Source organism: Sphingobium sp. TomTYG65 (assembly GCF_055395525.1).
On record NZ_AP027331.1, the window covers coordinates 858119 to 878229 of the forward strand.

Genomic DNA, 20111 nt, shown 5'->3' on the forward strand with positions numbered 1-20111 from the left:
GCGCTCGATCATCGCCGCGTCTCAAAGTTTCGCATGGTTAAGCCGCAACGCATTCCCCACTACACTCACCGAAGACAAGGCCATGGCCGCGGCAGCGATGACCGGCGACAGCAGGATGCCGAAAAAGGGGTAAAGAAGTCCGGCCGCAATCGGCACGCCGGCAGCATTGTAGATGAAGGCGAAAAACAGGTTCTGCCGGATGTTGGCCATTGTCGCCTCGCTCAATCGGCGGGCTCGCGCGATCCCTGTCAGATCGCCCTTGAGCAATGTCACCCCGGCACTTTCGATCGCGACATCGGTCCCGGAACTCATGGCTATGCCGACATCGGCAGCAGCAAGCGCCGGGGCATCATTGACCCCATCCCCCGCCATCGCCACGACACGGCCCATCGCCCTCAGACGCGCCACAACCGCGCCCTTCTCATCTGGCAGGACCTCAGCTTCCACTTGCCCAATTCCAAGGCGACGAGCCACCGCCTCGGCCGTGGTGCGGTTGTCGCCGGTCAGCATGACGACCTCGACGCCTTCCTTGCGGAGGGCGGTGAGAGCTTCAGACGTCGTTTGCTTGATCGCATCGGCGATAGCGAAAGCGCCAGCGGCGGCTGTATCGATGGCGATGAAGATGGCCGTCGCGCCGTCTCGACGCAACGCGTCGGCCTGCGCATGAAGCGGCGCGACGGAGATGTTCCTTTCCTCCAGAAAGCGCGCGTTGCCAAGCATTATGCGCTTGCCCTCGACGGTGCCGATCGCCCCTTTGCCCGTCGGCGAGTCGAAGTCGTTCACTGGAGCCAGCGGCAGGCCACGCGCCTCAGCCGCCGATAGGATCGCCAGCGCCAGCGGATGCTCCGAAGCGCGCTCGACGCTGGCAGCAAGGCGGAGAAGCTCATTCTCCTTGACCCCCTCAGCCGCGACAATGCCGGTGACGGAAGGTTTGCCCTCCGTCAGCGTGCCGGTCTTGTCCACCACCAGCGTATCCACCTTCTCCATTCGTTCAAGCGCCTCGGCATTCTTGATCAGCACACCAAGGCGTGCCCCGCGTCCGACGCTGACCATGATCGACATCGGCGTCGCCAGTCCCAGCGCACAGGGACATGCGATGATGAGAACGGCGACCGCTACGATCAGGCCATGAGCAAGGCGCGGCTCAGGCCCCCAGAGAGCCCAGACGGCAAAGGCAATGATCGCGACGAACAGCACCGCGGGGACGAACCATCCTGCGACCTGATCGGCCAAGCGCTGGATCGGCGCCCGCGAACGCTGCGCTTGCGCTACCATCTGCACGATGCGGGCAAGCATGGTGTCGCGGCCGACCTTCTTCGCGCGCAGGACAAGCATGCCGCTCTGGTTGAGTGTGCCGCCGATGACAGACTCGCCGACTGATTTGGTGATCGGCATGGATTCACCGGTCACCATTGACTCGTCGACGGCGGAACGGCCGTCCTCGACAATGCCGTCGACCGGGATTTTCTCGCCTGGGCGAATACGCAGTCTTTCGCCGACTGCGACGAGGTCGAGAAGAATTTCCTCCTCCTCGCCGTTCGCGGTGATGCGTCGCGCGGTCTTCGGCGCAAGATCGAGCAGCGCCTTTATTGCGCCCGATGTACGCTCACGCGCGCGCAGTTCCAGAACCTGGCCCAGCAGCACCAGGACGGTGATCACCGCTGCTGCTTCGAAATAGATCGGCACCGTTCCGTCCTTTCGGAAGGCCGACGGAAAGATGCCGGGAGCCAGCGTCGCCACCACGCTGTACGTCCAGGCGACACCCGTACCCATCGCGATCAGCGTGAACATGTTGAGGCTAAGCGTCCTGAGCGATCGCCAGCCGCGCACGAAGAAGGGCGAGCCGGTCCACAACACGACCGGCGTGGCGAGCAGGAACTGGGTCCAGGTCAAAACGCGTCCAGAAACAATGTGATGGAGTGCCGGGAAGAAGTGCCCGCCCATCTCCAGCACGACCACTGGCATGGTCAGGATGACGGCGATCCAGAACCGCCGCATCATATCCTTGAGTTCCGGGCTCGGACTGGCGGTTGTTGAGGCGAACTCCGGCTCCAGCGCCATCCCGCAGATCGGACATGCGCCGGGATGGTCCTGACGGACCATTGGATGCATCGGGCAGGTCCAGATCGTGCCGGGAGGGACTACCGCATCGTCTTGCCAACCGCCATGGGTGGACTGATGGTGACTGTGCTTCATGCGCGTCTCCATCCGATGCAGCGCGATCGGGAATCCGAGAATCTGTTCTGCAGGCCTTTGACAAGCTCGCAGAGCAGCAGGACCAGCACAGGCAACAGAAATAGGAACGGCAGATCAGCCAGTTCGAGCGGCGCAAAGCGGAGTATCTGCCGCAGCGGCTCCAGGGTCAAGATCATAGCGCATGCCGCCAGCACGACAAAGGCTACATAGCGCAAGGTCACGTTGTTGCGCCAAAGAGCCCGTAGCAGGGAGGTGCTGAAGGACCGGTTTACCAGCACCAGCGCCATGATGGATGCGACCAGCGCGAAGAAGAGGAGCGCTCTCACCCGGTCGGGGGCAAAACCCCAGATTGTCGCAGCAACATGAAGAGCAAGGAGGAGCGCGAAAGCAATTCCACCATAAATGACACTCGGCAGGATCACCTTCCCGGAAAAGAGGCGTTCAGCCGGGCCGCGCGGAGGCCGCTGCATGATACGGCCTTCCTCCCGCTCAGCTTCGAATACGAGCGCGCAGACAGGATCAATGATCATTTCGAGAAGGGCGATCTGGATCGGGCCCAGCACCAGCGGCAAGTCCAGCAGCAGCGGCGAGATGGCGAGACCCGCGATCGGCACATGGACTGCAAAGATGAATCCTATGGCTTTACGGATGTTGTCGTAAATGCGTCGGCCCAGCCGAATGGCAACGACGATTGCGCCGAAATCATCCTCGACAAGGACAATCGCCGCCGCTTCCCGCGCCACATCGGTGCCGCGTCTGCCCATGGCCACGCCGATATGAGCGGCCTTGAGCGCTGGCGCATCATTAACCCCGTCCCCCGTCATTGCGACCACTTCACCCGCCAGCTTGAGCGCCGAAACGATCCGAAGCTTCTGTTCCGGCATCGTGCGAGCAAAAATCGCTACATCCTTGACCCGCGTGCCAAGCTCCGCATCTGAAAGCGCCCTGACTTCATCGCCGGTCATGAGCCCGCCTGAGCCGATTCCTGCTTGCGCCGCAATCGCCTGAGCGGTGGCGGGATAATCGCCGGTGATCATCACGACCCGAATTCCAGCAGAACGGCATTGGACCATGGCTTCCGGCACCCCCGCTCGCAGCGGGTCGGACAGGCCGATAAGCCCCAGAAGGGAGAAGTCATGCGCCTCCTGCCCCTTCCCCACATCCGCCCCGACCGATTTCGCAGAGGCAACGCCCAGAACACGCATCCCGCGCGCGGCCATCTCATGAACCGCTTGCTGGAGCGCGTGACGAGCCTCTCGATCTAGCCGGCAAAGCTGAGCTATCGCTTCCGGCGCGCCCTTGGCCGCTACGACCAATGGCTCACCGGGCTCCATAGGTCGCCACACATTGGACATCGCCAGCAGATCTGGGTGAAGGCCATAGGTGTGAACGAGGGTCCAGTCCGCGCGCGCGGGAAGCCGGGCATCCTTCGCAATGCTATGAAAGGCTACCTCCATGGGATCGACCGGAACAGGGGCGCTTGCCAAGGCTGCCGCGCCGATCAGCTCATGGAATTCCGGCTGCGGCAATCCGTCACCAAGCGCCGCCACGCCTCCAGACGGCAGCCAAAGCTCCGCGACCGCCATCCGGTTCTGGGTCAACGTCCCGGTCTTATCCGTGCACAGGACGGTCGCCGCTCCCAGAGCCTCTATGGCCGCAGCCCGCCGCGTGAGGACACCGACCTGCGCGATACGCCACGCGCCCATGGCAAGGAAGATGGTGAGAACCACCGGAAACTCTTCGGGCAACAGCGACATGGCGGTCGCGATGCCGGCCAGCAGCGCAGCCATCCAGTCGCCGCGCACCCAGCCATAAAGCAGGACAACCAGCAGCGCGACAGCCATGCCGCCGACCGCGCACAGGCTGACCATATACGCGATTTCCTTCTGAAGGTGCGGAGCTTCGGTCTCCAACGTCTCCAGAAACCTGCCGATCTGACCGATCCGGCTGCGCAGGCCGGTGGCGGTCACCCGCGCGACGCCACCGCCGCGCGTTACAACGGCCCCGGAAAAGAGATGGGGTGTGTCGTCACCGCCCGGATCTGCCCGCTCCGCATCGCCGGATCGCGCAGCACGCTTGAGTACCGGAACAGCCTCCCCAGTTAGCAGGGATTCGTCCGCCTCCAACTCCCGCGCCTCGATCAGCAGCGCATCCGCTGCAATCCGGTCACCGGCCTCCAACACCAATATATCGTCCACCACGACCTCACGGCCAGGGATGCGCAAGGTTGCCCCATCACGTATCACCAGCGCGCGCGGAGCCGACAGGTCGCGCAGCGCCTCCAGCGTTCGTTCGGTGCGAGCCTCCTGAACGATGGTGATGATGATGGACAGGCCCGCGAAACCGAGCAGGATCAGCGCCTCGGTCCTGTCGCCAAGCAGCAGATAGATGACACCGGCGGCCAGCAGCATGGCGAACATGGGCTCGCGCAGCACTTCCATCGTGATCTTGAGGGGCGTTCGCCGCTTCGGCCGGGGAAGCTCGTTCGGTCCATCCTCATCCAGCCGCTGCCGCGCCTGGGAAGCAGAAAGACCGACATGATCAAGCTGGCTATCTGCGATCATGAGGCTTCACGCTGTCTGATCCTGGCATAGCCCGACCATTCACACGGAGGGCGAGGTTCGCGCTATCAGGATAACTACGGACTGCCTCTCTCCTGTGATGCTGTATTGAATTATGATCCGGAACAGAGACGGGAGAAGCTAGGGTGGAGAGTTCAGCGCTTACTCTGACATTCCACGGCGCCGCGGGGACAGTCACGGGCTCCTGCATGGAATTACGGCTGGGCGACAAAGCCATCCTCGTCGACTGCGGCCTGTTCCAGGGATCACGCACCTTGGAAACCTTGAACCATGGCGAATTCAGCTTTGATCCCCGCCAGATCGACGCGGTCGTGCTTACCCATGCCCATATCGACCATTGTGGGCTGCTGCCCAAACTGGCGGCGCAGGGCTTTGGCCGGCCGATATGGTGCACCCCTGCCACCGCCGACCTGCTGGAATATATGTTGGCCGATGCCGGGCGCATCCAGGAAAGCGAGGCCGACCGGCGCAACCGGCGACGTGACCGGGCAGGCGAGAGCCGCTTCGAGCCGCTCTATACCGAAGAGGATGCGCTGCGTGCCTGGCGCCTGAACCGGCCCGCGCGCCTTGGCGACTGGTTTGACCCCGCGCCGGGCTTCCGTGCCCGCTTCTGGAACGCGGGACATATATTGGGCGCGGCCTCGGTGGAGATTGAGGCGGCCGGCTTGCGCCTGCTGCTTTCAGGAGACCTGGGTCCGGACAACAAGGCCTTTCATCCTGATCCGGACGCTCCGTCAGGGTTCGACCATGTCGTGTGCGAAGCGACCTACGGCGACCGCGCGAGAGAGAAGTTCACGATTGAGCAGCGCCGCAGCCAGCTACAAGCCGAAATCAAGGATGCACTCACGCGCGGGGGCAATCTCATCATCCCCAGCTTCGCGCTCGAACGGACACAGGAACTGCTCCTTGACCTTGCCCGCCTCGCCGACGCGAACCGGATACCCAATGTTCCGATCTTCGTCGACTCACCGCTCGCCAGCCGCGCGACAAAGGTATTCGCGGCTCATGTATCGGAACTGGAAGATACGGGCGGACAGGACATCTTTCGCCATCCCTCCATCCACTATGTAGAGGACGTCGCGGAGTCCATCCGACTCAACACGATATCCGGCGCGATCATCATGGCAGCATCGGGCATGTGCGAAGCAGGCCGCATCCGCCATCATCTGAAGCATAATCTGTTCCGCCGGGAATCCACCGTCTTGTTCGTAGGTTTCCAGGCGAAGGGCACGCTCGGACGCGTCCTGCTCGATGGTGCGCAGCGGGTGCGCATCTCGGGCGAGGATGTGAATGTGCGTGCCCGCATCCGCCGCATCGACAGCTATTCCGCCCATGCCGACCGCGACGAACTGCATGAGTGGATCACCGCCCGGCGACCCATATCCGGAAGCCTGTTCCTGGACCATGGCGAGCGAGAGGCGGTCGCGGCGCTACGCGAACTTGTGCAAGCAGATGATCCTCGCGCCAGCATCATCGCGCCGCAGATCGGCGAAACCTATGCTCTCGAACCGGGAACTCCCGCCCGGAGGATTCAGACCGGTCACGTCGACATGGATCTGCTCGCAGAACCTGATTGGCAGAATGATTATGCCGACTTCATCACACATCTGAAACAGCATCTCGGCCGGATCAGAAACGAACGGGCACGGCGCGATGCGCTGACCCAGATGCGACGCGTGCTCGACCAATATGGGGAGGCGAAACATCGCCGCTAACCGATGACGGAGGATCACATGGGCAGCGCCGCTTCCTCTTCCATTCGCCACGCCGTGGTGCTGGCGCATCCCAATGCGAACAGCTTCAACGCCGCCATCGCGCGGACTTATTGCGACGCCGTGCGCACGGCCGGGCAGCAAGCTGTCCTCCGGGACCTTTATGCCATGGGTTTCGATCCTCTGCTGAAGCAGCAGGAGCGGCCAGACCACACAGGCTTCACCCTCTCCCCCGATGTTCGAGCAGAACTCGACATATTGCGCGGGACGCACGTGATGGTCTTCGTCTTCCCGATCTGGTTCGGCATGCCACCCGCGATGTTGGTCGGCTATGTCGACCGGATTTTGGGAGCCGGAACGACCGTGGGTCAGGTCCAGGCAAGGTCGGGGCATGGGCTGCTCGGCAATGGCCATCTCTGCGCCATCACGACTTCGGGCGCATCGGAGGAATGGCTCGACGCACAAGGCCAGACAGAAGCGCTCCGTGAACTTTTGGGCACCTACCTGTTCCGCGCCTTCGCCATGCAGTCGAGTGAGGTCTTGCACATAGGTGACGTGATCGAAGGCACCAGCGCCACCTTCATCGAGGAGAATCTGAGGCGTGTCCGTCACCGCGCCGCCAGCATCTGCGCCCGGATGGCGCAGGAAATGGTTGGCACGCCCCTTCCGCAACAAATGGGCGATGGCAGCTGATGATGAGCCAGCCGCAACATGTCCAACCGACACGGGCCTCGCCATGTTGACAGTCAAACGCATCGCCATCGACACTTATCCCGAAAACACGGCCTTTCTCCTGCGCCGGAGCAACGGCTATTCGGCCGAGCAATTCCAGGCCCTGCGCAAGATCAGGGTGAGCGGCGATGGGGCAGAGATCCTGGCGACGCTGGCGCTGGTGGACGAACTCGCGATGCTGAAGCCGGGAGAGATTGGCCTTGGCGAACAGGCTTTTCGGCGGCTCGGTCTGCCGGAGGGGGCATCCGTCGCCATAGAACAGGCCATGCCCCCGACAAGCCTGGAGTTTGTTCGCCGCAAGATCGACGGCGACACGCTTCAGGATGACGAGATTTCCGCCATCATCCGGGACATCGCCGCACACCGTTACTCACCCATGGAAATCGGCGCGTTTCTGGTCGCATGCGCCAGTTTCATGAGTACCCAGGAAACATTGGCTATCACCCGCGCCATGGCCGATGTGGGCAACCGGCTGGACTGGAAAGCGCCGCTGGTGGTGGACAAACACTGCATTGGCGGCATTCCGGGCAATCGAACGTCCATGATCGTTGTGCCGATCGTGGCGGCGCATGGCCTCATCATGCCCAAAACCTCGTCCCGCGCGATCACCTCGCCATCCGGCACTGCCGACACGATGGAGGTGCTCGCCAATGTCGACCTGTGCGAGACGGACATGCGCACCGTCGTCAACCGGGAAAAAGCGGTGCTGGCCTGGGGCGGCAGGGTGAACCTGTCGCCTGCTGACGATGTGCTGATCTCTGTCGAGCGGCCGCTGCGGATCGATACATTCGACCAGATGGTCGCCTCGATCCTGTCCAAGAAACTATCTGCGGGCTCGACGCATCTGGTGCTCGACATACCCGTCGGCCCGACAGCCAAGGTTCGCACGCAGGACGATGCGGTGCGGCTGCGCAAACTGTTCGAACATGTGGCCGACAAGATAGGCATCGTGATCGACATCGTGATCACCGATGGCTCCCAGCCCGTGGGCCGCGGCGTCGGACCCGTGCTGGAAGCGCGCGATGTCATGGCGGTGCTGCGCAACGACGCCGATGCGCCTCAGGATCTTCGCGAACATGCTCTGTTCCTCGCAGGCCGCGTGCTCGACTTCGATCCGGCGCTCCGCGGTGGCAGGGGCTATGCGCGAGCGATGGAACTGCTCGCCTCCGGTGAGGCGCTCGCCGCGATGGAGCGGCTGATCGAGGCGCAGGGACGGCAGAGCGCCAAATTCGGCTTGGGCGAACATATTCATGAGGTGCATGCCCTCCATGAAGGGCGGGTGAGCGCGATCGATTGCCACCGCATCGCACGCATCGCACGCCTTGCCGGAGCGCCGATGGATAAAGGCGCAGGCATAGAGTTGCTGCACAAGGTGGGCGCAGAGGTCCGCAAGGGCCAAGCGCTCTATCGCATATACGCACAGTCCCGAACCGGACTTGGCTTTGCCCGAGACCTCGCAACGGAGGATGCGGGCTATGAGATCACCCAATGAGCACGATCCTCTTCGGCTTTCAGGACAGCATGGCGGCGACGCGCAGGCTGGGCGTCTTGCTGAAGGCCCCGGCGCTGGCGGTTGAGACCCGCCGCTTTCCCGACGAGGAATGCCTGGTCCGCGTTCCAGCACTCGCCCGAACCGCCATCTTCTACCGCTCGCTCGATAATCCCGATCACAAGATCATCGAACTGCTGCTTGCTGCATCAGCCGCGCGCGACCAGGGCGCGGAGCGGGTCATTCTGATCGCACCCTACCTCGCCTATATGCGTCAGGACATTGCCTTTCATTCGGGCGAAGCGGTGAGCCAGAAGGTGGTGGGCGGCCTGATCGCCGACCATTTCGACGGGCTGATCACCGTCGATCCGCACCTCCATCGCATCCAGACCTTGAACGAAGTCGTTCGCGGCATTCCCGCGATCAGCCTGTCCGCCGCGCCGCTGCTGGCGACGCTTATCGATGCTCGCGACAATCCGATCGTCATCGGTCCGGACAGCGAGTCCCGGCAGTGGACCGAGGCGATCGCCGCACCCCTGGGCCTAGAAACGCTCGTGGCGACGAAGCAGCGGCTGGGAGACCGGCAGGTCAGCCTTGCCATTGCGGGAGCAGACCGAGTGAAGGGACGCCGCGCGATCCTGGTCGATGACATGATCTCGAGCGGCCGCACATTGGTCGAGGCAGCCCGACTGCTTTACAGCGCCGGCGCGACCTCGATCGAAGCGCTCGTCACCCACTGCCTCGCCCATGCCGACGACCTGGCGCTTCTGGAAGCGAACGGGATCAGGGCAGTGGTCAGCAGCGACAGTGTCGATGGGCCCACGAGCAAGGCCCAATTGGCGCCGCTGATCTGCCGCGCGCTTCAGGACAATGGCCTCGCCTAATCGGTTATCAGCGCGCGCAGGATGTCCGCGCGGCTAAGCAGTCCGACCAGTTTGCCGTTGGAGGTGACTGGCAAACGCTTCACCCCGCGTCCTTCCATGATGGCGATCGCCTCTTGCAGCGGTTCACTGCCATCCACCGTGATCGGATGCGGCGACATGATTTCAGAAACCGTCATGGATGCCAGGGAATGCGCGCGCTCTTCGGTTCCAGCACCGACCAAGGCATCAAGCCGAAACGGCCCAAGGTCTTGCCGGAAAAAATCACCCTCCGTGATGACGCCTTGCAGATGCCCCTCCTCGTCGAGGACGGGGAGCGCGCTGATCCTGTGATCGGACATGCACTTTATGGCGGCTGCCAGGGAGCTGTTCGCAGTGGTGGTGGCCGCTCCCAATGTCATGATATCGCTGGCCTTCATGGGGCTGATCCTTCTTTCTGGACGCTGGCGGCGTGTGACGATTGCCCGGTCACGTTCCGTGGAGGTCGGGCACAAGCGCGAACAGCCGCTCGACATCATCGCGATGGCACAGGTCCGTGCCGGGCGTCAGAACAGCAGCAGCACCTGCGGCAATCCCATAGCGGAACGCGTGGATCGCATCACGCTCGCAACTGAGCGCGAACACCATCCCTGCCAGGAAACAATCTCCCGCTCCAACGGCGCTTCGGGTCTCGACCGGGATCGCCGGCAGGCTCCATGTTCCCGCGCGGCTCGCCAGTATCGCGCCATCGCGCCCCCTCGTGACGGCGACATATTCCGACTTGCCGCTATCGACGATCTCCTGGGTGGCCGCCGCAATGTCGTGTTCCTCGTTCAGCGCTCGGCCCGTCAGCTGCCGTAACTCTCCGATGCTGGGCTTGATCAGATGAAGGCCGCCGCCCATGACGGCTTCGCGAAGCGCACTGCCGGAGGTATCGAGGATGAACCGGATATCGTGGCGCTGCGCAAGCTGTCGCACGCGGCTGTAGAAGTCATCCGGCACACCGGGCGGCAGCGATCCGCTTGCTATTAGGAAGTCCGCGCGAACGCCCTCCAAATGGTCGAGAGCAGCCTGCCATTCCTCGGCGGTCAGTTCCGGTCCACGCGGCACCAGACGGAATTCCTTGCCTGTCTCGCGTTCGTAGATCGATGTGCTGATGCGCGTGTCACCCTTGATGGGAATATGGCTTCGAACCAGCGCATGTTGATCGAGCAGTCCGTCCAGCGCGCATCCGGTCGCGCCGCCCGAGAGATAATAGGCGCGCGCCGTCCCGCCGAGCCGCGCAATCACGCGAGCCACGTTGATGCCGCCACCGCCAGGATCATAATGTTCCTGACTCGCCCGGATTTTGCGGGTGTGGAACACCCGGTCTGCCTCATAAGCGACGTCGATGGCCGGGTTCATCGTGAGGGTGACGATCCTCTTCATGCCGCGAGCCTATCTGGGCACGCCCATGAGCAAAATAAGTATATGTCCCAATGGGAGACGCATGCAGCATATGGGAAAATCTTTCCCCGACGCGGATCGAAGGAGAAGCTTGATGCGAACACCGGCCCTGTTGGCAATCCTATTGATCACGAACGCGTGCAAGCCTGCCGAGGAGGCAAAAGTTCCCGCATCCAGCACAGGCAAGCCCACCGTGAACTATGCCGACGAGATCGCCAAACTGCCGAGACAGGCCCGCGACGCTGCCCTTTTCCGGGCCATCCGAGACGCGGGGCTCCCCTGCCAGCAGATCATCGACAGCCGGCCGATGCCCGGCGCGGCTGCGCCGGTCGCGACCTGGAGAGCGCAGTGTGAGGACAAGGCCTACCATCTCATCAATATCCAGCCCGACGGTTCGGCCGTCGTCACCAGCCGGACTACACCCTGAGCGCGGACGCCTATCCTCAAAAGCTATGGAGGAACCGCATGCCCAAAAATTTCAGTGGCACGACGCGCCCCTGGATTCTGCTCGGTATGGCGGCCGCCGTCCTTGGACTTCTCGTTCTCGCCTGGCGCCTGGTCAGCGGCGGATGGCTATGGGTTATCCTGAATGGCGTCATGCAGGGTGAATTGCACTGAAAGATCTGCTTCGTTCGCAGTTCGCCGGGGCGATCATGCCGATTGGCTGCTGCGCTCCCGACGTGCGGCGTCGAGCAGTCTTACGACTTCGGCATCGCTCGTCTGGTCGAACACCACATAATGTGCGCCCACGGCATAGAAGGGGTAGGGTTCATAGAGGCATATGACCTCGTCACATTCTTCGCGCAGACTGGCAATGGCTTGTGAAGGCGCAACGGGCACGGCGAGGATAAGACGCGCGGGATTCGCCTTGCTTACCCCCTTGAGCGCAGCCCTGATCGTGCCGCCGGTCGCTATGCCGTCGTCCACCACGATGACGGTGCGGCCTGCCACGGGAATAGGCGCCCGATCCCCAAGATAAGCACGCCGCCGCCGATCTATCTCCGCCAGCTGCTTGCGCATCTCGGCGCGTATATATTCAGGCGTCGGGGCCAGCTGCCGCATCACCTCCTCGTTCAGGACGAGCTGCGGATCGGCACCATCCACGACGGCGCCAATGCCAAGCTCCTCATATCCCGGTGCGCCCAGCTTGCGCACGAACAAGAGGTCGAGGTCGGCGTGCAACGCCCTCGCCACCTCGAAGGCGACCGGGACGCCGCCACGCGGCAAGGCAAGAACCAGGGGCTGACTGGAACCGAGCTGGGCGAGCGCCTTGGCCAGATGAATACCGGCATCGCGGCGGTCATGAAACAGCATGGGCGTTAGTTTCATGGGTTCTCCCCTGTCAGGTGAAAGCTGAACCAGCGCGTCGCAAGAGTGATCACCTGGTCCAGCGTTCCGGGTTCCTCGAACAAATGGCTAGCACCCGGAACGACGGCCAATTCGGTCGGGGCGGTCATGAAAGACCGTGCGTCACGGTTGAGCCCCAGCACATCCTGGTCGAGACTGCCGACGATCAGGAGCGTCGGGGCGCGCGCTCGAGCCAGGGCTGCCTGACCCGCAAGGTCCGGCCTGCCGCCCCGCGACACGACGGCCTTTGCCCTGTCGTCTGGCATCGAAGCGGCAATGAGCGCGGCGGCCGCGCCCGTACTCGCGCCGAAATAGCCGACCGGCAGCTTTGTCAACGGCTCCACAGCAGCGGCCCAATCAGCCGCCTCCCGCAATCGCCCGGCAAGCAGGCGCACGTCGAACACGTTGCGCCTGTCCATCTCTTCCTGAGGGGTGAGCAGATCGACCAACAGCGTGGCGAACTGCGAGCGATGCAGTCCTGCCGCTACATATTGGTTGCGCGGACTATGCCGGCCGCTCCCGCTGCCATGGGCGAAAATCACCAACCCCGTTGCGCTTTCCGGCACATCCAGAAAGGCCCGGAGGCGATGCCTGCCGATGGTCACATCCTGTCGGTTCACAAGTCGCTGCATCACGGTCAAAGTCCAAATGGCCAGGTTTCCGGCGCGCCTTTCGGCCGTTCAGGTCCGAGCGGCGTCACGGCCGATGTTTGTTCGAACCAGACCCAGGCATCGAACTGTTCCGCCAGCACCGCCTCGAAATAGTGGCTGAACCGTTCGGTTTCGGGTCGATAGACCACCCCGATGGCGCGTTCCAGCAAAGGGTGACTGAGCATTTGCCTTAATGCGGCTTTGTCCCGACCACGCCAGTCGGTCAGGCTACGAACGACGCCCGCTCGCCGGAACGCATGTTCATAACTATCGGACCGCGCGGGCCGGACGGACTTGATCTCCATCTCCGCGCCCCAATCGCTGGCGGCTGCCACCAGCCCCGTATCGGTCCCGAAGCCGATCGGCACCGCGTCGTCGCCATAAGCGAGGCGGCAGAGCTGGCCGATGTTGAATTCGCCCTGCCAGCCCATCGCGGTGGCGGCCGCATTGCCGACATGGCTGTTATGGGCCCATATGACTGCTTTCGTCCCGCTGCCCCGGTGCGCCATCAAAGCCTCAAGAGTCTCGAACATGTGCCGGTCGCGCAGGTTCCAACTCTCGGTCGAACTGCGATACATGGCGCGATAATAGCGTTCCGCCGCGCGGACGATGCGCGCATTCTGATAGGCATCGAACCAGGCCTCGCCATCTTGGCCAAGCAGTTCGAGCCGCTGATCCAGAAGCATGCGCAGTTGCGCCACGACGCCATCCTCGCACCCGCTGCCGCCGGAAATCGTCATCGCTCGCCCATAATGGGCCGGTTCATCCTGCCACGGCGTCAGGCATCCATACCGCCGCCGGGCATGCTCCGCCTCCTCGGGATCAACCTTGTCGAGATAGGCAAGCACCGCATGGATGGATTCGCTGAGGCTATAGACATCCAGGCCGTGGAAGGAGGCCTGACGCGCCAATGGTGAATCTTGATTATGCCGTCTCAACCAATCGGCGAAGGCAAGCACTTCCTGGTTACGCCACATCCACGTAGGGAAGCGCACGAACACATCCCCGCGCCGGGGTCGTGGCGCCTGGTGCCGGACATAATCGTCTATACGCGCAGCATCGGGCCAGTCGGCCTCTACCGCCACCACGGTAAAGCCGTGCCGTTCGATCAGTCGGCGGGTGATCGCGGCGCGCGCGCGATAAAATTCCGAGCTTCCATGCGTAGCCTCCCCCAACAGGACGATCCTTGCATCCCCAAACCGGTCGAAGCAGGCGCCGAAATCGTGAACATCGTCCGGCGAAGGCAGCGGCTCTGCGTATTGCCTCAGCGCCTGAACAAGTTCATCGGGCGCCTGGGTGGCGGGTCGTTCAGAAAGCTTTGCCTGGGTCATCCTGCACTCCGACAATAGCGGCGCGTGAATGGCTTGATCCTGGTCAAGGGTTCACGTCATCCTTCTGCCTCAGACACAGTGAACCTCGAATTGAAGCGCATCTAAATTGGGGAATATACGGATAGTTTGTGGTCTCCGACCGACCACGCTAGTCATCTGGAGCGACTTTTCTGGCCGCTTTTAGATCGGAGACGGCGGCTGTCGCCTGGACATTAGACGTCGGAAGAACTCATCTTGATTTCGGCCGCGAGTGAGACAGATGCTTTCGGGGTTTTGAAGCTGAAAGGCCCTTCAGGACATACAGCGCTACAAGCTGGGCAATGGATTCCACCTCCAGCTTCCGCATCAACCTGGCGCGATGCACCTCGACAGTCCTGTGACTGATCCCCAGCAGCTCGCCTGTCTGCCTGTTGGTGAGACCTTTGGCCACAGCGGCAAGCACTTCTCGTTCGCGAGGCGTCAAAAGCTCTAACGGGGCAGCGGAAGAACGACAGCTTTCGGCCTTTTTCCCAATACCCATCATCACTGCACCTATGGATCCATATCGCGCGCTGTCGCCTCGATCACGGCGTTCACCAGCGCAGATTCCTTGCAAGGCTTGTCGAGGACTGTCTCAAAGCCATGGGCAATGGCCTTCTGCATCAGTTCAGGGGAGCTAAAAGCGGTGACGAGGATCGCCTTGCCCATCCATCCGGCGGCACGGAGCGCGTCGAGGACCTGCAGGCCATCATAGCCCGCCATCCGGTAATCCGTCACGAGACAGACCGGATTATTCGCCCTCACATCGGCTATCAGCAATTCGGGAACGGCGAAGGAGCGGACCTGGAAGCCGCGGCCCTGCAACAGCATCTGCATTGATCGCCGCGATCCTGGATCATCGTCCAGGATGACAATGGGGATCTTGGCATCAGCCATGCTCTTCGCGCCTTGCGCCGCAGGATTCAGCAACATGCACGAGAGGTGACATGGCTCAACCGTCAGGTCATTACGTATTGGTCCCAGTCAGGCTCGTCGTGCCCATCCCCGCCGCGAAGGCGATCCGCAACGCGTCAGACAGGCTGTGGACGTGCAGCTTTGTCATCAGATTGGCACGATGGACCTCCACCGTTCGCGATGAGATGCCCAGATCATAAGCGATTGTCTTGTTGGGCAAGCCCTGAGCGAGGCCCTCCAGCACCTCGCGTTCGCGCGTCGTAAGAGCGGCGATGATGATGTCGGCACGGGCTGCCCGCGCAACCGTATCTTGATCGGAATGGATACGATCGAAAGCGCGCTCGATGGCGTCCATCAAAACCGCCTTTTCGAAGGGCTTTTCCAGAAAATCCACAGCCCCTGCTTTCATCGCCTGCACGGCAATGGATACATCGCCATGCCCTGTCATGATGATGATCGGCATAGTGACGCCACGTTCCGCCAGGATGCGCTGCACGTCCAGGCCATCGATATCAGGCATGCGGATGTCGAGCAGGATACAGCCATCTTCGGCCGATGGAAGGTTCTTCAGAAATGTGGCGCCCGAACTCCATGCCTCGACCGCATAGCCCGACGTCTTGAGCATGTAGCCAACCGACCGGCGAACGGGATCCTCGTCATCAATGATGTGAATAAGCTTCTTGTCGGCCATATGCCTCCTCCGCCTGCGCTCGAATGAGGGTGAAATGAAAGTCGGTTCCCCTTCCTTTGCGGGTGTCCATCCATATCTTGCCGCCATTCACCTCCACGATCGTGCGGCATATGGAAAGGCCCAGGCCCATCCCATCCGGCTTCGTGCTGACGAAAGCGGAAAACAGCTGCTTGGCCACACCAGCCGGAATGCCGCAGCCCGTGTCGGACACTGTCACCTGAATATAGCCATCCCTCTGGGAACGGCTGGATATCGTCAGCCTCTTCACCGGGCTGTCGCTCATGGCTTCACATGCGTTCCGGATGAGATTGATCAGCACCTGCTGAATTTGAACCTTGTCGACCAGCACCGGCGTGGCGCTCGGGTCAAGGTTGAGATGTACCTCGACGCCCATTTCGCGTGCACCCGCCAAGCCCAGCGCCGCGGCCTCATTGACGAGATCGGCCATGCCCTCGATCGTCTTTTCGACTTCGCCTCTGGAGACAAATTCCCGAAGACGCCGCACGATCTGCCCGGCTCTCAAGGCCTCCCCGGCCGCCTCGCTCAGCGCTTCCCGCATCATGGGCCATTCGCTCTCATCGGGTTGCATCATCTGATCGCGTACTGCTTCGACATAGTTGGTGACCGCCGCGATCGGCTGATTGAGTTCATGCGCGAGTGTTGAGGCCATCGTGCCCATCGCGCTCACCCGCGTAACGTGGATGAGTTCGGCTTGCAGCGTCGCCATCTGCTGCTCGACGATCCGGCGTTCGGTAAGGTCGCGTATGAAGCCGGTGAATATCCGCTCATTCCCCCGCACCGCCTCGCCGATGAAAAGCTCCATCGGAAAGAGCGAGCCATCCCTGCGCTGACCGGAGACGACCCGCCCCTTGCCGATGATCCGCTTCTCGCCCGTTTCCAGATAGCGTTGAATATAGCTGTCATGTCGCTCACGATCAGGCGACGGCATGAGCGTGCGGACGTTCTCATCCAGCACTTCGGCTTCGGTGAACCCGAAGAGCGCCTCTGCGGCAGCGCTGAAGGACAGTATCTTGCCGCTTTCATCGATCACCACCATCGCATCGGGCACGGTGGACAGGATCGCGCTCAACTGGCTCTCATGGGCTCTCAATTGATCTTCGGCCGAGCGCTTCTGGGTGATGTCGGACACGATCTTGGCAAAGCCGCGCAATTCTCCGTCATCGCCGTAAAGCGCGGTCCAGCTGACGGACGCCAGGAATTCCGATCCATCCTTGCGAACCCGCCAGTCTTCCTCCTCGAACCTGCCCTCCCTGCAGGCGCGCTCAATGTCTGCCTCAGGCTTTCCGGCGGCTATGGCTTCGCTGGGGTAGAAAAGAGCGCTGGATTTGCCCAGCACCTCCTCCTCCGTCCAACCCTTGAGCCGCGCCGCGCCATTGTTCCAGATCGTGACGCGACCGGTCGGGTCGAGCATGTAGATGGCGAGCCCTTGAGCGCCGTCGATCAGCAGGTTCAGCTCCACGGCGATCTGTTCGCTCGCGGCGCCTCGCTTCTCGGCTGCTGTTTCGGCCTTCTCCCAGCGCTGGCTTGATTTGCGAATGAGGCTGCTCATCAGGATTACGCCGACGGCCGTCGCGCCGAACATCGCGATTTCGACGATCGAATTGCGTATGAAAACGACGCCCGCAGCGGTGCTGAGCAGTGTGGCAAGGATCGCTGGCCCTTCGCCGACCCACAAGGCGGTGGCCATGATCGCCACGATAAAGGGCATGTAGGCCGACCGATCGGCGAGCCAGGACTCAAACAGGAGGCGCAAGGTCAACACGATAAGGACCGCGAGAACGCCCGCGCCATACCGAACCACCGGCACGGTTGCCCATCTCCGCATAGCCCTGCCTTCGCCGGAACCGAACTGTTCCGACTTCACCACCGAGTGGCTTCACCATTTTAGCTTCGTCGATTGGGGCTGCAAATGCATTCAGATGAGCTTGATTACAGGTATGAAAATCAGCGATAAAATTTCCGATCCTTCAGCAATGACCCCATTGGTATGGCTACTGATGGTCGTAACGGGTGCGACTCGCCGCAGCGCTCGATGCGCTGCGACTTCCAACTGATCCAGCCAAACCCGGCAGTTGATCAATGGCTGAGGAATAGCGGGACCGGGGCCTCGGCCAGCATCCGGCGCGTGATTCCGCCGAAGAGGCTTTCGCGCAAGCGGGAATGTCCATAAGCGCCCATTATGCAATAAGCCGGCCGGCGCTGCTCCATGATCATGAGCAGCATTCCGGCGATCCCGCCTTCAAGTTCATCCAGCCGCTCGATGCGCGCGTGGACGCCATGTCGGGACAGATAGGAGGCAGCCTCTTCCGCCGCATCGCCGGCGATGGTGCCGATTTCGAGAATTGTTACGCCCACTGCTCGCGCCAGGAGCGGCGTGGCTGCGCGCAGCGCTTCGGCTGCGGGAGGCGATCCGTCCCACGCGACGAGCACATGGCCCTCAAGCTCGATGCCCCGCCTGGTCGCAGGGACTGCCAGGATGGGCTTGCCCGCCTTCAACACGACGTCCGACACGATCGACTGCATGTCAGGTCTTATATGCGCGGCAATCGCCGTATTGAGGACGATGACGTCTGCCAGAGCGGCCGCTCCTTCAATGAGCGGGGCGATATTGCCTGTATGATCGATCCAGCTCCACGCGACATCCTCCGTTTCCAAGCGCTGTCTGACATGCTGCGCATTGGCAGCCTCACGCTCGCGCGCCTCGGCTAAAAGCATCAGCTCCGCATCGGGATAATATTCAGATCCGGACAGAACGGGAATCTGGACAATATCAAGGCAGGTCAAATGGCCTGACAGCGATCGGGTCAGGTCAAGTGCAGCCTGAAGCCGCGCTTCCTGCCCTTCATCGTCATGGATGAGCAGCAGCACATTCTTCATCTCGATTTCCTTATGATCCGTTGCTTCATGTGCGGTTGAACAGCGACGACCGGCGACCTCGAGGACGACCATCTGCTCACATGCCCCAGGAGTCATTCTGCCAGGTTGCCGAGGATCATGGCGGCGACGGCAGCGATAAGCCCAAGTGACAGTGCAACAAGGAATAGGGCGTCCAGAGACTGCCGTACGCGGTCGGCGATGGGCATGATGTCCTCCACACAAAAGCTCGTTGGCGAAAGCGCCGGACCGATCACAGAAAGTGCCCCCGACAAGTCATCATCATCTGAGTCAGGCTTCACCGGGGGCGAACTGGTCACAAGGTGGCAACGATGATGTTGTCCTCGACCTTGGTTACGCCGGGAGCTGCCCAGGCGGCCCGCTCCGCGACACCCCGTTCGTGCCAGGCCTTAACGCGGCCACCCAGCCGAACCGTGTTGCCTTCCGTATAGATCGTCACGCCTGCGGCATCGAGGTCCGCCTGACGCTTGAACGCCGCCACGATGCGCTCGCGAATATCCGAGGTGACCGGCAGCTTCTTCACCGTGATGAGGTTGCTTACTCCCGTCACGCCAGAGATTCTTGCCGCAGCCTTTCTGGCCTCGTCGCTCTGATAATAGGCGTCGACCACGCCGGAAAGCGTTACCCAGCCCTTCTCGACCTTCACATTGATCTTCTCGTGCGGGATGGAGACATTCCAAGAGAATATGTCGAGAATACGCTTTGCGATTTCATGGTCGGCCGTCTTGGGCTCCGACTTGAAACGCACCTGGATTTCCTCGGCGATGGCCTTCACGCCGCTGACCCGCCGCGCGGCCTTTTCAGCGGCGATCTTTTCCAGATAGTTGGTCACAAAGCCGGACAAGGTCACGACCCCATCATTCACGGCCACGCCGATGTCTGCATGATCGACACTCGGATCCCACTCAAGTTCATCCATCACATCATGCTGCAACTGTCCGTCGGTCTTCATCGCAACTCTCCTTGTGTTTAGGGGATGCGCTCCAATCTCGAGCGCGTGATTTGCTGACGGCGCGAAGCGCCACCGGCAAAATGATGGCGGCCACGGTCCCGCCCGCGTCGATCCTCCCGCGGATCAGGCCTGCTCTTTTGGCCAAAAGCTCCTTTATGGAGCCTACAACGGCGAACAGGCTGCGAAGATCATCAATGATCTCCCGAGCAGAGTCGTGCCTTGAAAGATCGCTCTTCGCCTCGGCCGCGTGCCACATGATCACCTCCCGGCTGTA

At 61.9% G+C, this 20111-nt stretch carries 20 protein-coding genes; 6 read left to right on the forward strand and 14 right to left on the reverse strand.

Features of this window, described 5'->3' with window-relative positions:
- Nucleotides 1-21: 21 nt before the first annotated feature.
- Nucleotides 22-2196 (reverse strand): copper-transporting P-type ATPase, encoded by a 2175-nt coding sequence (locus ACZ5Y5_RS17725; protein ID WP_464810741.1) that lies wholly within the window; start codon nt 2194-2196, stop codon nt 22-24.
- Nucleotides 2193-4760, reverse strand: a complete 2568-nt coding sequence (locus tag ACZ5Y5_RS17730) for a cation-translocating P-type ATPase (RefSeq protein ID WP_464810742.1) — start codon at nt 4758-4760, stop codon at nt 2193-2195. The genes ACZ5Y5_RS17725 and ACZ5Y5_RS17730 overlap by 4 nt, the downstream gene beginning before the upstream one ends.
- Nucleotides 4761-4924: 164 nt before the next feature.
- Here ACZ5Y5_RS17730 and ACZ5Y5_RS17735 point away from each other — a divergent pair, with 164 nt between their 5' ends.
- Genes ACZ5Y5_RS17735 through ACZ5Y5_RS17750 form a run of 4 tightly spaced genes read left to right on the forward strand, consistent with a single transcriptional unit; the run spans nt 4925 to nt 9595 of the window.
- Nucleotides 4925-6493 (forward strand): MBL fold metallo-hydrolase, encoded by a 1569-nt coding sequence (locus ACZ5Y5_RS17735; RefSeq protein ID WP_464811644.1) that lies wholly within the window; start codon nt 4925-4927, stop codon nt 6491-6493.
- Between the two features lie 18 nt (nt 6494-6511).
- Nucleotides 6512-7183: an NAD(P)H-dependent oxidoreductase gene (locus ACZ5Y5_RS17740; protein WP_464810743.1), complete on the forward strand. Its 672-nt coding sequence runs from the start codon at nt 6512-6514 to the stop codon at nt 7181-7183.
- 43 nt (nt 7184-7226) lie between these two features.
- Nucleotides 7227-8714: a thymidine phosphorylase family protein gene (locus ACZ5Y5_RS17745; RefSeq protein WP_464810744.1), complete on the forward strand. Its 1488-nt coding sequence runs from the start codon at nt 7227-7229 to the stop codon at nt 8712-8714.
- Complete coding sequence (locus ACZ5Y5_RS17750) at nt 8711-9595, forward strand: ribose-phosphate diphosphokinase (RefSeq protein WP_464810745.1); 885 nt, start codon at nt 8711-8713, stop codon at nt 9593-9595. Before ACZ5Y5_RS17745 ends, ACZ5Y5_RS17750 begins: the two co-directional genes overlap by 4 nt.
- Here ACZ5Y5_RS17750 and ACZ5Y5_RS17755 read toward each other — a convergent pair.
- Both ACZ5Y5_RS17755 and ACZ5Y5_RS17760 read right to left on the reverse strand, forming a co-directional pair.
- A complete protein-coding gene (locus ACZ5Y5_RS17755; protein ID WP_464810746.1) occupies nt 9592-10011 on the reverse strand; it encodes a CBS domain-containing protein in 420 nt (139 codons plus the stop codon). The two genes, ACZ5Y5_RS17750 and ACZ5Y5_RS17755, sit on opposite strands and share 4 nt — an antisense overlap.
- A gap of 49 nt (nt 10012-10060) precedes the next feature.
- Nucleotides 10061-10999 (reverse strand): 1-phosphofructokinase family hexose kinase, encoded by a 939-nt coding sequence (locus tag ACZ5Y5_RS17760; RefSeq protein WP_464810747.1) that lies wholly within the window; start codon nt 10997-10999, stop codon nt 10061-10063.
- Between the two features lie 112 nt (nt 11000-11111).
- Here ACZ5Y5_RS17760 and ACZ5Y5_RS17765 point away from each other — a divergent pair, with 112 nt between their 5' ends.
- Nucleotides 11112-11444, forward strand: a complete 333-nt coding sequence (locus ACZ5Y5_RS17765; protein ID WP_464810748.1) for a hypothetical protein — start codon at nt 11112-11114, stop codon at nt 11442-11444.
- A gap of 38 nt (nt 11445-11482) precedes the next feature.
- On the forward strand, nt 11483-11635 hold the full coding sequence (locus ACZ5Y5_RS17770; protein WP_464810749.1) for a hypothetical protein: 153 nt from the start codon (nt 11483-11485) through the stop codon (nt 11633-11635).
- Nucleotides 11636-11668: 33 nt separating this feature from the next.
- On the opposite strand, the gene ACZ5Y5_RS17775 is transcribed toward ACZ5Y5_RS17770, so the two are convergent.
- From ACZ5Y5_RS17775 to ACZ5Y5_RS17820, 10 genes are all read right to left on the reverse strand, one after another.
- Nucleotides 11669-12346, reverse strand: coding sequence for a phosphoribosyltransferase (locus tag ACZ5Y5_RS17775; protein WP_464810750.1), 678 nt, complete (start codon nt 12344-12346; stop codon nt 11669-11671).
- Nucleotides 12343-12996, reverse strand: coding sequence for a dienelactone hydrolase family protein (locus tag ACZ5Y5_RS17780; protein WP_464810751.1), 654 nt, complete (start codon nt 12994-12996; stop codon nt 12343-12345). Before ACZ5Y5_RS17780 ends, ACZ5Y5_RS17775 begins: the two co-directional genes overlap by 4 nt.
- 5 nt (nt 12997-13001) lie before the next feature.
- The gene (locus tag ACZ5Y5_RS17785) at nt 13002-14345 is read right to left on the reverse strand and encodes an erythromycin esterase family protein (RefSeq protein ID WP_464810752.1); all 1344 of its coding nucleotides are present in this window, start codon (nt 14343-14345) and stop codon (nt 13002-13004) included.
- Between the two features lie 229 nt (nt 14346-14574).
- Complete coding sequence (locus ACZ5Y5_RS17790) at nt 14575-14868, reverse strand: response regulator transcription factor (RefSeq protein WP_464810753.1); 294 nt, start codon at nt 14866-14868, stop codon at nt 14575-14577.
- A gap of 8 nt (nt 14869-14876) precedes the next feature.
- Nucleotides 14877-15260: a response regulator gene (locus ACZ5Y5_RS17795; protein WP_464810754.1), complete on the reverse strand. Its 384-nt coding sequence runs from the start codon at nt 15258-15260 to the stop codon at nt 14877-14879.
- Between the two features lie 70 nt (nt 15261-15330).
- Nucleotides 15331-15969, reverse strand: a complete 639-nt coding sequence (locus tag ACZ5Y5_RS17800; RefSeq protein ID WP_464810755.1) for a response regulator transcription factor — start codon at nt 15967-15969, stop codon at nt 15331-15333.
- Nucleotides 15938-17797 (reverse strand): PAS domain S-box protein, encoded by a 1860-nt coding sequence (locus ACZ5Y5_RS17805; protein ID WP_464810756.1) that lies wholly within the window; start codon nt 17795-17797, stop codon nt 15938-15940. The genes ACZ5Y5_RS17800 and ACZ5Y5_RS17805 overlap by 32 nt, the downstream gene beginning before the upstream one ends.
- Nucleotides 17798-18066: 269 nt before the next feature.
- Nucleotides 18067-18867, reverse strand: a complete 801-nt coding sequence (locus tag ACZ5Y5_RS17810) for a universal stress protein (protein ID WP_464810757.1) — start codon at nt 18865-18867, stop codon at nt 18067-18069.
- Between the two features lie 313 nt (nt 18868-19180).
- Nucleotides 19181-19837: a BON domain-containing protein gene (locus tag ACZ5Y5_RS17815; RefSeq protein WP_464810758.1), complete on the reverse strand. Its 657-nt coding sequence runs from the start codon at nt 19835-19837 to the stop codon at nt 19181-19183.
- Nucleotides 19809-20093 carry a hypothetical protein gene (locus ACZ5Y5_RS17820; protein ID WP_464810759.1) on the reverse strand — a complete coding sequence of 95 codons (285 nt, stop codon included), beginning with the start codon at nt 20091-20093 and terminating at the stop codon, nt 19809-19811. The genes ACZ5Y5_RS17815 and ACZ5Y5_RS17820 overlap by 29 nt, the downstream gene beginning before the upstream one ends.
- Nucleotides 20094-20111: the final 18 nt, after the last annotated feature.

Excerpts from the sequence above, each read along its gene's own strand:
- ACZ5Y5_RS17810 (WP_464810757.1), bottom strand. The coding sequence starts at position 18,867 with ATGAAGAATGTGCTGCTGCTCATCCATGACGATGAAGGGCAGGAAGCG.
- ACZ5Y5_RS17730 (WP_464810742.1), bottom strand. The coding sequence starts at position 4,760 with ATGATCGCAGATAGCCAGCTTGATCATGTCGGTCTTTCTGCTTCCCAG.
- ACZ5Y5_RS17755 (WP_464810746.1), bottom strand. The coding sequence starts at position 10,011 with ATGAAGGCCAGCGATATCATGACATTGGGAGCGGCCACCACCACTGCG.
- ACZ5Y5_RS17745 (WP_464810744.1), top strand. The coding sequence starts at position 7,227 with ATGTTGACAGTCAAACGCATCGCCATCGACACTTATCCCGAAAACACG.
- ACZ5Y5_RS17740 (WP_464810743.1), top strand. The coding sequence starts at position 6,512 with ATGGGCAGCGCCGCTTCCTCTTCCATTCGCCACGCCGTGGTGCTGGCG.
- ACZ5Y5_RS17775 (WP_464810750.1), bottom strand. The coding sequence starts at position 12,346 with ATGAAACTAACGCCCATGCTGTTTCATGACCGCCGCGATGCCGGTATT.
- ACZ5Y5_RS17760 (WP_464810747.1), bottom strand. The coding sequence starts at position 10,999 with ATGAAGAGGATCGTCACCCTCACGATGAACCCGGCCATCGACGTCGCT.
- ACZ5Y5_RS17725 (WP_464810741.1), bottom strand. The coding sequence starts at position 2,196 with ATGAAGCACAGTCACCATCAGTCCACCCATGGCGGTTGGCAAGACGAT.
- ACZ5Y5_RS17765 (WP_464810748.1), top strand. The coding sequence starts at position 11,112 with ATGCGAACACCGGCCCTGTTGGCAATCCTATTGATCACGAACGCGTGC.
- ACZ5Y5_RS17820 (WP_464810759.1), bottom strand. The coding sequence starts at position 20,093 with ATGTGGCACGCGGCCGAGGCGAAGAGCGATCTTTCAAGGCACGACTCT.
- ACZ5Y5_RS17800 (WP_464810755.1), bottom strand. The coding sequence starts at position 15,969 with ATGGCCGACAAGAAGCTTATTCACATCATTGATGACGAGGATCCCGTT.
- ACZ5Y5_RS17785 (WP_464810752.1), bottom strand. The coding sequence starts at position 14,345 with ATGACCCAGGCAAAGCTTTCTGAACGACCCGCCACCCAGGCGCCCGAT.
- ACZ5Y5_RS17815 (WP_464810758.1), bottom strand. The coding sequence starts at position 19,837 with ATGAAGACCGACGGACAGTTGCAGCATGATGTGATGGATGAACTTGAG.
- ACZ5Y5_RS17795 (WP_464810754.1), bottom strand. The coding sequence starts at position 15,260 with ATGGCTGATGCCAAGATCCCCATTGTCATCCTGGACGATGATCCAGGA.
- ACZ5Y5_RS17770 (WP_464810749.1), top strand. The coding sequence starts at position 11,483 with ATGCCCAAAAATTTCAGTGGCACGACGCGCCCCTGGATTCTGCTCGGT.
- ACZ5Y5_RS17790 (WP_464810753.1), bottom strand. The coding sequence starts at position 14,868 with ATGATGGGTATTGGGAAAAAGGCCGAAAGCTGTCGTTCTTCCGCTGCC.
- ACZ5Y5_RS17750 (WP_464810745.1), top strand. The coding sequence starts at position 8,711 with ATGAGCACGATCCTCTTCGGCTTTCAGGACAGCATGGCGGCGACGCGC.
- ACZ5Y5_RS17780 (WP_464810751.1), bottom strand. The coding sequence starts at position 12,996 with ATGCAGCGACTTGTGAACCGACAGGATGTGACCATCGGCAGGCATCGC.